This is a genomic window from Acidovorax sp., from assembly GCF_034519795.1.
Classification (GTDB): Bacteria; Pseudomonadota; Gammaproteobacteria; order Burkholderiales; family Burkholderiaceae_C; genus Acidovorax.
Genome location: NZ_JAXHOB010000014.1, coordinates 558,282 through 571,050, shown reverse-complemented (window position 1 = coordinate 571,050; position 12,769 = coordinate 558,282). Strand labels below are relative to the sequence as shown.

General features: G+C 66.2%; 14 protein-coding genes. 9 read left to right on the top strand and 5 right to left on the bottom strand.

Annotated elements, in window-relative coordinates; all coding sequences use genetic code 11:
* Positions 1-3 precede the first annotated feature (3 nt).
* Entirely contained in the window at positions 4-672 is a 669-nt protein-coding gene (locus tag U5N23_RS19450; protein WP_322594373.1) for a hypothetical protein, read from the bottom strand.
* A 427-nt stretch (positions 673-1,099) separates the two neighbouring features.
* Here U5N23_RS19450 and U5N23_RS19445 point away from each other — a divergent pair, with 427 nt between their 5' ends.
* Both U5N23_RS19445 and U5N23_RS19440 read left to right on the top strand, forming a co-directional pair.
* The gene (locus U5N23_RS19445; RefSeq protein ID WP_322594372.1) at positions 1,100-2,254 is read left to right on the top strand and encodes an AAA family ATPase; all 1,155 of its coding nucleotides are present in this window, start codon (positions 1,100-1,102) and stop codon (positions 2,252-2,254) included.
* Positions 2,245-2,847 carry a hypothetical protein gene (locus tag U5N23_RS19440; RefSeq protein ID WP_322594371.1) on the top strand — a complete coding sequence of 201 codons (603 nt, stop codon included), beginning with the start codon at positions 2,245-2,247 and terminating at the stop codon, positions 2,845-2,847. Before U5N23_RS19445 ends, U5N23_RS19440 begins: the two co-directional genes overlap by 10 nt.
* Positions 2,848-2,980: 133 nt before the next feature.
* On the opposite strand, the gene U5N23_RS19435 is transcribed toward U5N23_RS19440, so the two are convergent.
* Entirely contained in the window at positions 2,981-4,405 is a 1,425-nt protein-coding gene (locus U5N23_RS19435) for an FAD-binding oxidoreductase (protein WP_322594370.1), read from the bottom strand.
* Positions 4,406-4,601: 196 nt separating this feature from the next.
* On the opposite strand from U5N23_RS19435, the gene U5N23_RS19430 reads away from it, so the two are divergent.
* From U5N23_RS19430 to U5N23_RS19410, 5 genes are all read left to right on the top strand, one after another.
* The gene (locus tag U5N23_RS19430; protein WP_322594369.1) at positions 4,602-5,393 is read left to right on the top strand and encodes a GntR family transcriptional regulator; all 792 of its coding nucleotides are present in this window, start codon (positions 4,602-4,604) and stop codon (positions 5,391-5,393) included.
* On the top strand, positions 5,390-6,202 hold the full coding sequence (locus tag U5N23_RS19425; RefSeq protein WP_322594368.1) for a transporter substrate-binding domain-containing protein: 813 nt from the start codon (positions 5,390-5,392) through the stop codon (positions 6,200-6,202). Before U5N23_RS19430 ends, U5N23_RS19425 begins: the two co-directional genes overlap by 4 nt.
* Positions 6,203-6,278: 76 nt before the next feature.
* On the top strand, positions 6,279-6,953 hold the full coding sequence (locus U5N23_RS19420) for an amino acid ABC transporter permease (protein ID WP_322594367.1): 675 nt from the start codon (positions 6,279-6,281) through the stop codon (positions 6,951-6,953).
* Between the two features lie 6 nt (positions 6,954-6,959).
* On the top strand, positions 6,960-7,613 hold the full coding sequence (locus U5N23_RS19415; protein ID WP_322594366.1) for an amino acid ABC transporter permease: 654 nt from the start codon (positions 6,960-6,962) through the stop codon (positions 7,611-7,613).
* Positions 7,597-8,394, top strand: coding sequence for an amino acid ABC transporter ATP-binding protein (locus tag U5N23_RS19410; RefSeq protein ID WP_322594365.1), 798 nt, complete (start codon positions 7,597-7,599; stop codon positions 8,392-8,394). Before U5N23_RS19415 ends, U5N23_RS19410 begins: the two co-directional genes overlap by 17 nt.
* Before the next feature lie 61 nt (positions 8,395-8,455).
* Here the strand turns inward: U5N23_RS19410 and U5N23_RS19405 are convergent, their stop codons facing one another.
* Positions 8,456-8,917: a hypothetical protein gene (locus U5N23_RS19405; protein ID WP_322594364.1), complete on the bottom strand. Its 462-nt coding sequence runs from the start codon at positions 8,915-8,917 to the stop codon at positions 8,456-8,458.
* A gap of 215 nt (positions 8,918-9,132) precedes the next feature.
* On the opposite strand from U5N23_RS19405, the gene U5N23_RS19400 reads away from it, so the two are divergent.
* Together U5N23_RS19400 and U5N23_RS19395 are read left to right on the top strand one after the other, a co-directional pair.
* Positions 9,133-9,636: a hypothetical protein gene (locus U5N23_RS19400; RefSeq protein WP_322594363.1), complete on the top strand. Its 504-nt coding sequence runs from the start codon at positions 9,133-9,135 to the stop codon at positions 9,634-9,636.
* Positions 9,637-10,050: 414 nt separating this feature from the next.
* Positions 10,051-10,623: a cob(I)yrinic acid a,c-diamide adenosyltransferase gene (locus tag U5N23_RS19395; protein WP_322594362.1), complete on the top strand. Its 573-nt coding sequence runs from the start codon at positions 10,051-10,053 to the stop codon at positions 10,621-10,623.
* A gap of 33 nt (positions 10,624-10,656) precedes the next feature.
* Here the strand turns inward: U5N23_RS19395 and U5N23_RS19390 are convergent, their stop codons facing one another.
* Positions 10,657-11,466 (bottom strand): GntR family transcriptional regulator, encoded by an 810-nt coding sequence (locus U5N23_RS19390; protein ID WP_322594361.1) that lies wholly within the window; start codon positions 11,464-11,466, stop codon positions 10,657-10,659.
* Positions 11,467-11,539: 73 nt separating this feature from the next.
* Entirely contained in the window at positions 11,540-12,763 is a 1,224-nt protein-coding gene (locus tag U5N23_RS19385; protein ID WP_322594360.1) for an amidase, read from the bottom strand.
* Between the last annotated feature and the right edge of the window lie 6 nt (positions 12,764-12,769).

Sequence of the window (12,769 nt, the reverse complement as noted above, 5' to 3'; positions counted from 1 at the left end):
GTATCAGCATGGCGAGACGCTGCCGCCCGCGCTACTGAGCAGGTGGGCGGTCACCCGCGCCCTGTTGAACAGCAGGTCGCACAGCCATGCATGGACCAGGGCAATATAGCCCAGCAGCGCCCAGCCCACATAGTCGCCGAAGACGATGGTGTGCAGCCAGTTCTGCCCGAACAGGTAGACCGCGCTGGCCGCTGCGGTGGCCAGCAGCAAGGTGGACGCCGCGGGCAGCAGCTGCAGGCGGGCCTCGGGGTGGCGCAGTGCGACTACGCCCAGCAGGGCAAAGGCCAGGGCATTGGCGCCGCTGAAGATGCGCAGCTCGCGCAGCAACTGGCCCGCGGTTTCCAGGTACTGGCTGCGGATCAGCGATGCGAGCTGGGCCTGCATTTGCTGCAAGCTGCCCAAGCGCAGCTCCGTGCCCTCTCGGTGGCGACGGCGGCACTCGCAGTCCGGTACGCCCATCTGGGCCGTGATGGCCGCGATGCGCGCGGGCAGGCCGTCGGTGAGGGCGCGGCGCGCCGCCGCAATCTCGCGCTCATGGTCCTGCAGCAGGGCACGGGCCCTGCCGTCGAGGAAGCTGGCATCCAGCGCCGCGATCTTCTCGCCGGTCTTGCGCTCGATCTGCGCGCGGATCAGCTCCCGGGCCTGGTGCTCCACCCAGGTCGGCTGGGCCACGGACACTACCAGTAACCCGCTGAAAAGCAGGCTACCTGTGAGGGCGATGGCCAAAATGGATGGGCGGATGAACTGGTGCATGGAGGCAAGAAGATTGTAGGAAAGGTCCAAAATCTCACGATACGCCACCGGTCCGCTGTGGCCATCTTGCGGCCCGCTCCCGCTAGCCCCTTGCGTGATTTATGCCGCGCAAAGCGCCGACATCGTAGAGCTCAGACCTCCGACACGTCGTGGCCCAGGTCGGTGGTCGTGGATCCAATGCGTTGGGGGCGCTCTGATTGAATCGGTTGGCGAATGAGGGTTCAGCTCCCATCCTTGGGCCGTTCCGCGCGGGTTGCCCCTACCAATTTCAAACAGATAATCCGCTCTTGAACTCGCATTGTCCTAGCAGGGCGAGCGTGCGCCGTTGCAGGAATCAAGGAGAAGAATGATGTTGGTAACCCGGTTGAAACTGAAGAACTGGAGAAACTTTCGATTGATCGATGTTCCGCTGCGTGAAGTCTCTTATCTTCTGGGGCCCAATGCGTCGGGCAAGTCCAATCTTCTGGATGCATTTCGGTTCTTGCGGGACGTCAGCAAGTCCAAGGGAGGCGGTCTTCAGACCGCCGTTGCCGACCGGGACGGAATCAGCAAGCTGCGCTGTCTTCACGCGCGGACTGATAACGAGGTATTGATCGATATAGAGCTAGCCCCATCTGCCGACTCGGAAGTTACTTGGCGCTATGTATTGGGATTCAAGCCCGAGGGCAAAGGGGCTCAGCGAATACTTGTTTCCAACGAACAAGTATGGGAAGGCAAACGCTGCCTCTTTCAGAGACCAGACAAAGCAGACAAAGCAGATCCCGTGTTGCTGACCCAGACCCGTTTGGAGCAGATCGGTGCCAACGGCCAGTTTAGAGAATTGGCGGAGTTCTTTGGCACGATCACATACTTGCATCTTGTGCCCCAACTGCTGAAATTCGCTGACAAGATGGGTGGCAATCGCATTGAGGATGATCCATTCGGACAGGGGTTTTTGGAGCGCATCGCCAAAACGCCTGAAAAGACACGCACTGCGCGCCTGAACAAGATCGGTGCTGCGCTGAAGCTGGCCGTGCCGCAATTTGCAGAACTGCGGTTTTCACAAGACCAACTGGGGCGTCCACATCTGGAAGCGCTATATGTACACCACAGGCCGAATGCGGGATGGCAGTCGGAAGAGCATTTCTCAGATGGAACGTTGCGCCTTCTGGGGCTGCTGTGGACACTGCTTGAAGGCAATTCGCTGCTGCTGCTGGAGGAGCCAGAGATTTCGCTCAACGATGCGATCGTTAAGGAGATTCCTCTCATACTGCAACGGCTTCAACGCAACAAGAAGGTCCGCCGCCAGATTTTCCTCAGCACGCACAGTGAAGCGCTGCTTAGCAACCCCGGCATTGACGGAAGAGGGGTGGTTATTCTGGAAACGGGGGAGCAAGGCTCGACCGCCCGTACAGTGACCCATCAGGAGGCCATGGAAATGGAGGCGGGTCTCTCTGTTGCAGAAGTGATGTTGCCCAAGACACGTCCTCTGTCCGTGAATCAGCTGGGCTTGTGGCAATGACCTATGTTGCGCTTGCAACCGAAGACGCATTGAGTGAGGCGGTGGGGCTGCGACTCTTGCAGGAACTCCCTTTTGAGGTCACGCCCAGTCCCCTGCTCAGGCGGGATGGCTTTGGCTACCTTCGTTCAGGCATGTCCAAGTGGCGTGAGCTCGCAAAGAGACAGGCTGTATTGCTTATCACCGATCTGGATAGACTGGAGTGTCCGAGCGCGTTGAAGAGAGACTGGCTGGGGTCGAAACCTGCTCCTGAAAACTTATTGTTTCGCGTGGCTGTCCGAGAGGTGGAGTCCTGGGTCTTGGCTGACCATGTGGCGATGAGGCGGTTGGTGGGACCAAAAAGCAAGCTGCCGCCAGAGCCAGACAAGCTGCCTGATCCTAAGAGCCATCTGCTGGGATTGGCCAAATTTGCTGCGCGTGAAATTCGCGAAGACATTGTCCAGCAGGCCGGTGCTGTTGCAAGCCAAGGTATCGGCTACAACAGCCGGCTGACTGCATGGGTGAGGGACGAGTGGGACCCTGAACGTGCAGCGCAACGCTCGCCAAGTCTGCAGCGAGCCCGTGTGCGTTTAAGTGAGCTGGTAGAGCGACTTTAAACGGGAGCAGGTTGCATGGTCAGTTTGTCAAGACCAGGCGTGTTGTGACGCGGCGGGCAGCAGGACATCCCTATGGCAGCTTGAAAGGTCCAGTGAGCCTCGGCTGGAGCCAATGAACCGGAAAGGGCCCCCTTCACAGCGCGAAGATCTTGCCCGGGTTCAGGATGTTCTTCGGGTCCAGCGCGCGCTTGATGGCGCGCATCATGTCCACTGCGCCGGCGCCGGTCTCGTCGAGCAGGAAACCCATCTTGTGCAGGCCTATGCCGTGCTCGCCGGTGCAGGTGCCGCCCAGGGCCAGGGCGCGCGCCACGAGCTTGTGGTTCAGGTCCTCGGCGGTCACGCGCTCTTCGGGGATGTTCGGGTCCAGCAGGTAGCCGAAGTGGAAATTGCCGTCGCCCACGTGGCCCACCAGGAAGTAGGGGATGCCGCTGGCCTCGGCCTCGGCCACCGAGTCGAGCAGGCAGTCCGCCAGGCGGCTGATGGGCACGCAGGTGTCGGTGCTGATGGCGCGGCAGCCCGGGCGGCTCTGCACGGCTGCGAAGTAGGCGTTGTGCCGCGCGGTCCACAGGCGCGTGCGTTCCTCGGGCGTGCTGGCCCACTCGAAGGCATTGCCGCCGAACTCGCTGGCGATCTCCTGCACGGTCTCGGCCTGCTCCTTCACGCTCGACGGCGAGCCGTGGAACTCCATGAGCAGCATGGGTTCTTCGCGCAGGCCGAGCTTGCTGTGGGCGTTGACCATGCGCACCGTGTGGTGGTCGATCAGCTCCACCCGCGCGATCGGCACGCCGAGCTGGATGGTCTGGATGGTGGTGCGCACGGCCGCCTCGATGCTCGGGAACGAGCAGGTCGCGGCCGACACGGCTTCGGGCAGCGGGTACAGGCGCACGGTGATCTGGGTCATGATGCCCAGCGTGCCCTCGCTGCCCACCATCAGGCGCGTGAGGTCGTAGCCGGCGCTGCTCTTCTTGGCGCGCGTGCCGGTGTGGATGACCTCGCCGCTGGCGGTCACGACTTCCAGCGCCAGCACGTTCTCGCGCATGGTGCCGTAGCGCACGGCGTTGGTGCCGCTGGCGCGCGTGGCGCTCATGCCGCCGATGCTGGCGTCCGCACCGGGGTCGATGGGGAAGAACAGGCCCGTGTCCTTGATCGCGTCGTTCAGCGCCTTGCGCGTGATGCCGGGCTGCACCGTTACCGTGAGGTCCTCGGCATCGATGCTCAGCACCTGGTTCATGCGGCTCACGTCGATGCTGATGCCGCCCTGCACTGCCAGCAGGTGGCCCTCGAGCGATGAGCCCGCGCCGTAGGGGATCACCGGCACCTCGTACTGGGCGGCCAGCTTCACGGCATCGGCCACGTCCTGCGTGCTTTCGGCAAACACCACGGCCGAGGGCGGTGGCGCCTGCAGCGAGCCCTCGTCGCGGCCATGCTGCTCGCGCACGGCCTGTGCCAGTGAGCACCGGGCACCGAAACGGGCCTGCAGCGCATCGATCAGCGCCTGGGGCACCTCGCGCAGGTGGATCTCGGGCAGCAGGTGCGAGGCGGCGGTGGGGGCGTTCATGGGATGTCTCCGGCGGAATCTGGTGTGGGATTCATTTTAGGGCGGTGTGCCCAAACGCGGGGCGGGCCAAGGAGAACCCGACCGCCGTGTGCGCCGCCGTAGTGCGGCGAGCGTTGCCTGTGCATCCCATTGGTGCGCCAAGCTGGTGCATTGTGCTTGTATACCAGTTGGCACGGAAGCTGCGTAAGGAGGTGCAATGACCTCCGCCACCGACATCAGCAACCGCATCATCGAAGCCGTGATGGCCCAGAAGCTGGCCCCGGGCTCGCGCCTGGGCGAGCAGCAGCTGGCCATGCTGTTCGACTGCAGCCGCACCATCGTGCGCGAGGCGCTCACGCGGCTGTCCACGCGCGGCATCGTCACCGTGAGCGCGCGCCGCGGCTGGTACGTGATCGAACCTTCCGAGGACGAGGCGCGCGAGGCCTTCGAGGCGCGCCGCGTGATCGAGCTCGGCCTGCTGCACCAGCTCAAGTCAGTGGACAAGGCGGCCGTGCGCCAGCTCAAGAACCACCTGCAGCGCGAGAAGGCGGCCCTGGCCGGCAGCGATGTGGGTGCGCGCAGCTTTCTGCTGGGCGATTTCCACGTCTGCCTGGCCGAATGCCTGGGCAACAGCCTGCTGGCCGACACGCTGCGCGACTTCACCGCGCGCACCACGCTGATTGCCATGCTCTACCAGTCCTCGCACGACGCGGCGCAGTCCTGCGCCGACCACGTGCGCATCGTCGAGGCGCTGGAGGCCGGCGACATCGCCCGCGCCGAGGCCCTCATGTCCGAACACATCGGCACCGTGCAGGACGCCCTGCGCCTGCAAGCGGCCCACGACCCGCTGGCCGAGCTGCGCGATGCGCTGGCGCCGGTGCGCAAGAGCGCTGCCGTGCCCGAGGCGGCAGTGCCTGCCAAGGGCCGCGCTCCGCGCAAGGCGGCCGCCAAGAAACCCGTTCCCCCACCGTCCGACGACGCATCCACCTACCTAGGAGCCTTGCTATGACCCCCCGCGCCACCACCACCCGCCGTTCCACCCTGGGCCTGCTGGCCGCCGCCGGCCTGTCGGCCGCGCTGCTGGCGCCCGCCGCGCATGCGCAGAACGCGCTGGACAATATCCAGAAGGCCAAGGAAATCAAGATCGCCATCCCCACCGACTACCCGCCCTACGGCTTTGTCGGCACCGACCTCAAGCCCCAGGGCCTGGACGTGGATATGGCCAACTACATCGCCGCCAAGATGGGTGTGAAGGTCGAGCTGATCCCGGTGACCAGCGCCAACCGCATTCCCTACCTGCAGACGCAGAAGGCCGACCTCGTCATCTCCACCCTGGGCAAGAACCCCGAGCGCGAGAAAGTCATCGACTTCACGGCCGCCTATGCACCGTTCTTCCAGGCCGTGTTCGCGAGCAAGAGCCTGTCGATCAAGAGCTTTGCCGACCTGACCGGCAAGTCGGTGGCCGTGACGCGCGGCGCCATGGAAGACCAGGAGCTGGCCAAGGTCGCGCCCGCAGGCGTGGACGTCAAGCGCTTCGAGGACCATGCGGCCAGCATTTCTGCCTTCGTATCGGGCCAGACGCAGGCGATCGCCACCAGCGCATCGACGGCCGGCACCATCATGGTCAAGAACCCGAACCTGGCCACCGAGTACAAGCTGCTGCTCAAGGACAGCCCGAACTTCATCGGCGTGGCCAAGGGCGAGGACAAGCTGCGCCTGCGCGTGAACGAGATCATCGCCGAGGCGAAGAAGTCCGGTGACATCGACAAGATGTCGAGCAAGTGGCTGGGCCGCCCCGCAGGCGACCTGCCCCAGTAATCCCGGCTGCACCGCTCCTTTCGTACCCACCTTGCACAGGCCCGCCGCGCGATGAACGCAGCGGGGTAGGCACACCATGCTGATCCAACTGGATTTCTCTGCCGTGTTCTCGCAGTGGCCGATGCTGCTGCGTGGCGTGGCCTGGACGATAGGGCTCACCGTGGTGGGCACGGTGCTGGGCCTGCTGCTGGGCACCGCCTGCGCATGGACCCGCGCACGCAACCTGGGCCCGCGCCCGGCGGCGCTGCGCTGGGCCGTGGCTTCGTACGTGGAGCTGGTGCGCAACACGCCCTTCATCGTGCAGCTGTTCTTCATCTTTTTCGGCCTGCCGGCGCTGGGGCTCAAGCTCTCGCCCGAGCTGGCCTCGGCGCTGGCCATGGTGATCAACCTCGGCGCCTACTCGTCGGAGATCATCCGTGCCGGCATCGAAGCCACGCCGCGCGGCCAGGTGGAGGCCGCCGCCAGCCTGGCCCTCACGCCGGGCCAGACCTTCCGGCGCGTGGTGCTGCCGCCTGCGCTGCAGAAGGTGTGGCCTTCGATGGTGGGCCAGATCATCATCGTCATGCTGGGCTCGGCCGTGTGTGGCCAGATCTCCACGCCCGAGCTGAGCTACGCGGCCAACCTGATCTCCAGCAACACCTTCCGCGCGTTCGAGGCCTTCATCGTGGCCACCCTCGTGTACCTGGCGCTGTCCATGCTCACCCGGCGCCTGCTGGTGTGGGTGGGCGCGCGTTTCCTGGTGGGGAGGTAATTCGATATGGTCGAGTTTTCCGTCTGGGACATCCTGCGCAACCTGCTCGGCGCCGCGCGCTGGACGGTGAGCCTCTCGCTCATCGCCTTCATCGGCGGCGGCCTCGTTGGCCTGGCGCTGTTGGTGCTGCGGCTGTCCAGGCTGCGCGGTGCGCAGCGCGCCATCAGCGCCTATGTGCAGGTCTTCCAGGGCACGCCGCTCCTGATGCAACTGTTCCTGGCCTACTTCGGCATCGCGCTGTTCGGCATCAAGACCTCGCCATGGACGGCGGCGGCTTTTGCGCTCACGCTTTACACCAGCGCCTACCTCACCGAAATCTGGCGCGGCTGCGTGGAGTCCATCCCCAAGGGGCAGTGGGAGGCCGCGCAGAGCCTGGCGCTCAACTTTCGCGAGCAGTTGCGCCATGTGGTGCTGCCGCAGGCGCTGCGCATCGCCGTGCCGCCCACGGTCGGCTTTCTGGTGCAGGTGATCAAGGGCACGGCGCTGGCCTCGGTGATCGGCTTCGTGGAGCTGACCAAGGCCGGCAGCATGATCTCCAACGCCACCTACAAGCCCTTCCTGGTCTACGCCTGCGTGGCCCTCATGTACTTTGCGCTGTGCTTCCCGGTGAGCCTGGTGGCGCAGTCCCTCGAAAGGAAACTCCATGGCAACCGGCACTGAAACCACTTCCTCTGCCGCCCCAGCCCCTGCCGACGTGCTGGCGGGCCGCCCCATCGTGGACATCACGGCGTTGCGCAAGTCCTACGGCACGAACGAGGTGCTCAAGGGCATCGATCTCAAGGTGCAGCGCGGCGAGGTCATCGCCATCATCGGCAAGAGCGGCTCGGGCAAGAGCACGCTGCTGCGCTGCATCAACGGGCTGGAGGTGTTCCAGGAAGGCGCGCTCAGCGTCAACGGCCAGAAGCTCATGCACGAAAGCCCCACCGCCATGCGCGCGCTGCGCCAGCAGGTGGGCATGATCTTCCAGAACTTCAACCTGTTCCCGCACCTCTCCGTGGGCCGGAACATCATGCTGGCGCCTACCCTGGTCAAGGCGCGCGACGCCAAGGCCGCAGCCGAGCAGGCGCGCAAGCTGCTCGAACGGGTGGGACTGGCCGAGAAGTTCGACGCCATGCCCGACCAGCTCTCGGGCGGCCAGCAACAGCGCGTGGCGATCGCTCGCGCGCTGGCCATGGAGCCACAGGTGCTGCTGTGCGACGAGATCACCTCGGCGCTGGACCCGGAATTGGTGGGCGAGGTGCTGCGCGTGGTGGAGTCGCTCGCGCTCGAAGGCATGACGCTGATGATGGTCACGCACGAGATGGCGTTCGCGCGCAAAGTGGGCGACCGCGTGATCTTCATGCACCAGGGCCGCGTGCACGAGACCGGCACGCCGGCCGAGCTTTTCGGCAGCCCGAAGACGCCTGAGCTGCAGCAGTTCCTCTCGTCGCTGCACGACTGATTGGCGGGCAAAAAAAGCACGCCGCAGCGTGCTTATGGGATGAATGGGGAGGTGGAGCCGATCAGGACTTGGCGGCCAGGGCGAACTCTTCAAGCGACAGGAATTTGTCCTTGTTGCGGTCCAGGGCCTCGAATTTCTGGCTGATGGCCGGCAGCATCACGGCCTCTCGCGGGCTCAACTGGCCATCGCGGTTGGCGTCTGCACGCGAGAAGGCGACGCCGGCCTGCGAGTTCTGCGCCTGTTGGGTGGAGTTGGCGGTGCCGCCGAGCTGGGGTGCCAGGGCGGGCGATGCGGTCGTGGCGCTGTGGGGGATGGGCGGCGTCACACCCAGGCTGGGTGCAGCAGAGCGGGTGCTGTTGCCCGGGGCGGTCAGCGGAGGATTGTTGGCGCTGGTCTGCGCATGGGCGGGGGACACTGCGGAAAAAGCGCCGATGGACAGCACGGCGAACAGCAGGGCGCTGCTGGCATCGAACGGGTGGGGAGCCTTGCGCGATGGGGTGTTCACGGTCGTTGGGGTCTTCATGGGTCGTGAGCTCCGAAGTTGAACAGGCCGCCATTGCACCGCAGATGGCGGTGGGCAGCCAGCCATTTTGCCTGCTGTTGCCTGGTCCTACATTTGCCTGCCCGGTGTAACGCCTGGCGTAGGACGCCCGGCCGACCGCTCTGTCGCACGGTGCGGCGCTGGCGCTTGAAGTCCCACGCCAGTCCCTGCGCAAGTCCTACAGGCCCGACCACGGTGTGCTTGAACAATGGACCCAGAGCATTCAACGCTCTTCTTTTGACAAGGACTCTCCAATGACTACCAAGCACACCTTCATGGCTTCCCTGGCTGTTCTCGCTTGCAGTGCCGCTCTGGCCCAGGCACCCGCAGGAGTGGCCAAGACGCCGCCCGCCGAGGTGAATCCTTCGGCATCGGGTGGCGCAGCTGCCGCGAACGCCCAGAACAAGGTCGACAACAAAAAAGCCAATTCCTCTGCCGCCGTGGCCAACCCCGCAGCAGGCATGGGCAAGACCGCCGCACCCGCAGAAATCGATGCTACCGCTGCGGGTGGCAAGGCAGCTGCCAATGCTGAAAAGAAAACCAATGCTCGCCTGATGGACGCCAACGGTGACAACATGGTGTCGCGCGACGAGTGGGATCGCTACCATGCCAATGCGTGGTCCGGCATGCAGTCCACTGCCAAGAATGGCCTCGTTTCCACGGCTGACATCGACGCCGCCAACCGCGGCGCTGTGCGATAAGCGCTGCGATGGTGACACATGAGGCCGGTGTGCCCTGCGCTGGAGATAGAGCGCAGGGCATAGTCCGGTCTGGCGGCCAAGAGCGGCTAACAAAACTCTTCTGGCGTCGTTGCTGTATCTCGTCGTACTGCTCGTACTGCCTGCGACGCAACGCCTGGCCAGAGCCGCTTCGCTGAGTTTTGTTATCCGCTCTAAGCGCCCATTGATGACTGGCGCTTTCTCGTCGCGGTAGTTGTGTGCGTCTTGGCACTCCCACTGCACGAGGCTCAGCGCCTTGCAGCGTCGCAATCCCTGTGCGTGCGAATGGATGACAATGCGGCCTTGCCTGTCCCGGCAAGCGCTGTGCCCCTTGGACAGCATTCCCATTCAAGATCCCGCCGCCGCAGTCTGTGGCGTGCAGCACAGGAGGCCTCCATGGGCAATCGACTCACCGCCATCGCCACCCGCACGGGCGACGCCGGCACCACCGGGCTGGGCAATGACCAGCGTGTCTCCAAGAACAGCATGCGTGTCCACGCCATGGGCGATGTGGACGAACTCAACTCCCACATCGGCCTGCTTCTGTGCGAGCCGTTGCCCGACGATGTGCGCAGCCTGCTGGTGCAGGTGCAGCACCAGCTGTTCAACCTGGGCGGCGAACTGTCGATCCCGGGCTACGAACTGCTCAAGCCCGAGGCCGTGCTGCAGCTCGATGAGGCGCTGGCCCACTACAACGCATCATTGCCACGCCTGCAGGAGTTCATCTTGCCCGCAGGCACCCGCGCTGCGTCACAGGCCCATGTGTGCCGCACCGTGGCGCGCCGCGCCGAGCGCGTGGTGGTGGGCCTGGGCAGCGAGGAAACCCTGAACGACGCGCCGCGCCAGTACCTCAACCGCCTGTCGGACCTGATGTTCGTGCTGGCGCGCGTGCTCAACCGCATGGACGGCGGAGACGATGTCTACTGGCAGAGCGAGCGGCTTGCGCGATCGCAGGCCGCAGACAACTGATCGCCGCCGCCGCTTGCGGAGACACTCAGCCTCTCAGGCCATTCCGAGCATGCGCGCCAGGTTGTTGTCGCTGCGCTCTTGCTGCAGCGCGATGCTGTGCTCCAGCGCCAGCAGGTGCGCTTCCATCTCGCGCGCGGCGCCGTCGGCGTCGCCCTGGCCGATGAGGTCGACCACGCGCGCATGCTCCTCGTGCTCGCACGAGGCCTTGCCGGGCGGCTCGTACAGGGCCACGATCAGCGAGCAGCGCGACACCAGCTCCATCAGGTAGCGTTGCAGCACGGGGTTGCGTGACAGCTCTGCGAGCCTCAGGTGGAAGGCGCTGGCCAGCCGTGCCCAGGCGGGCTGGGTAAAGCGGTGCATCGCGTGGTGCTCTTCCTCCAGTTGCTGGCGCAGCGAGGCGATGTCTTCGGGCGTCGCATGGCGCGTGGCCAGGCGCACGATGGAGCCTTCGAGCGCGCGGCGCGCCTCGAAAACCTGGCGCGTCTCCTCGGGCGTGGGCTCGGCCACGATGGCGCCGCGGTTGGGGCGCAGGTCCACGATGTGGTCGTGCGCCAGCGCCTGCAGCACCTTGCGCACGGTGGCGCGGCGCACATCGAACAGCTCGCACAGCGAGGCCTCGGGCAGCTTGGTGCCGGGCGTCAGGCGCTGGGTCATCACGCTCTCGTACACGGTGTTGTAGATGCGCGTTTCCACATCGTCGCCCGTGCGCAGGCCCGGCAAGCCGGGCAGGTCGCTCTCCTGCAGGTGCGCAACCGCCTTGGGCGGCACTGCCGCAGGCGGCTGGGTCGGGGTGGTGGCCCGCGGCGGCCTGGCGCCAGCGCGGGGAGTTGTCTTGGTGGCCATGGTGTTCGCCCGGAATGCCTGCTGTCTGTCGTCGCGCGGCCCGGCGGATGTTGTTGCCCCCATTGTCGCGCCTTCAGAGCCCGCCGTCCTGCAGCGCCTGCCGGACCTGTACCGCCAGGCGCACCAGGGCCCGGTCGCTGCCCGCCGGGCCGATCAGCGACACCCCTGCCGGCAGGCCGCCGGCCGTGGCCAGTGGCAGGCTCACCTGCGGCAGCCCGGCCAGACCGGCGATGCAGCAGATGCGCAAGGTGCGCGCGCGGACGGCATCGATCTCGGCACCCCCCGCACTGCGCAGCGGCGCCACGCTGGCCGCCGAGGGCAGGAGCAGCACCGTGTCGCTGCCCACCAGTGCGCGCACCTGGGCGCGGGCGGTCAGCCCTGCGGTGCGCGCAGCCCCGGCGGCTTCGGCGGTGACCTGCGATGCCGCCTGCCAGCGGCCGGCGATGGCGTCCTCGAAGCCGGGCGCGGTGGTGCTGATCCAGCTGCCATGGGCCTGCCAGGCCTCATGGGCACCCCAGGCCACGTAGTGGCGGCGCCAGTCCTCCAGCGAACTGCCCTGGGCTGCCGTTGCCGTACCCGCCCCCTCGGGCAGGACCCTGGCGAGCACTTCGCCCACCCGGGGCAGCAGTGCGGCCACCTCGGCGTCGGCCTCGGCAGCCGCGTCCTCCAGCACGAGTGCGCGCGCCGCCGCGAAGGGGGTGGCCGGCAGCAGCGCCCCGGCCACGCGCTCGAAGCTGCCGGCGTCGTGCGCGAACCAGGTCGCGGTGTCGAAGCTGTCGTGCAGCGGCACCAGGCCCTCGCGCGACACCAGGCCGTGCGTGGTGCGCAGGCCCCACACCCCGCAGTAGCTGGCCGGCACGCGGGTGGAGCCACCGGTGTCGGTGCCCAGCGCGAAGTCCACCAGGCGCGCGGCCACGGCCGCGACCGAGCCGCTCGACGAGCCGCCGGGGATGCGCTCGGGCGCGGCGCTGTTGAGCGGCATGCCGTAATGCAGGTTGTGGCCATGGATGCTGTAGGCCAGTTCGTCGCTGATCACCTTGCCGCACAGCATGGCGCCGGCACCGAGCAGTTGCTGCACCAGCGCGCTGTGGCGCGTGGGCACCGGGTGGCTGTCCAGCCAGGCCGGGTTGCCGGCGCCCGTGGGCTGGCCGGCCACGTCGAACACATCCTTGGCGGCAAAGCGCAGGCCGGCCAGGGGGCCGTCGGGCGCTCCTTCGATCACGAAATGGCCGTGGGGCACCCAGGCCTGAACGGTGTCGGTGAAGGGCAGGCCGGGGGAAGCGATGGGGTGGTGCATGGGACG

What these genes read in the sequence shown, in the direction of transcription:
- U5N23_RS19445 (WP_322594372.1), top strand. Translation starts at nt 1,100, where the DNA reads ATGATGTTGGTAACCCGGTTGAAACTGAAGAACTGGAGAAACTTTCGA.
- U5N23_RS19435 (WP_322594370.1), bottom strand. Translation starts at nt 4,405, where the DNA reads ATGAACGCCCCCACCGCCGCCTCGCACCTGCTGCCCGAGATCCACCTG.
- U5N23_RS19430 (WP_322594369.1), top strand. Translation starts at nt 4,602, where the DNA reads ATGACCTCCGCCACCGACATCAGCAACCGCATCATCGAAGCCGTGATG.
- U5N23_RS19425 (WP_322594368.1), top strand. Translation starts at nt 5,390, where the DNA reads ATGACCCCCCGCGCCACCACCACCCGCCGTTCCACCCTGGGCCTGCTG.
- U5N23_RS19420 (WP_322594367.1), top strand. Translation starts at nt 6,279, where the DNA reads ATGCTGATCCAACTGGATTTCTCTGCCGTGTTCTCGCAGTGGCCGATG.
- U5N23_RS19415 (WP_322594366.1), top strand. Translation starts at nt 6,960, where the DNA reads ATGGTCGAGTTTTCCGTCTGGGACATCCTGCGCAACCTGCTCGGCGCC.
- U5N23_RS19410 (WP_322594365.1), top strand. Translation starts at nt 7,597, where the DNA reads ATGGCAACCGGCACTGAAACCACTTCCTCTGCCGCCCCAGCCCCTGCC.
- U5N23_RS19405 (WP_322594364.1), bottom strand. Translation starts at nt 8,917, where the DNA reads ATGAAGACCCCAACGACCGTGAACACCCCATCGCGCAAGGCTCCCCAC.
- U5N23_RS19395 (WP_322594362.1), top strand. Translation starts at nt 10,051, where the DNA reads ATGGGCAATCGACTCACCGCCATCGCCACCCGCACGGGCGACGCCGGC.
- U5N23_RS19390 (WP_322594361.1), bottom strand. Translation starts at nt 11,466, where the DNA reads ATGGCCACCAAGACAACTCCCCGCGCTGGCGCCAGGCCGCCGCGGGCC.
- U5N23_RS19385 (WP_322594360.1), bottom strand. Translation starts at nt 12,763, where the DNA reads ATGCACCACCCCATCGCTTCCCCCGGCCTGCCCTTCACCGACACCGTT.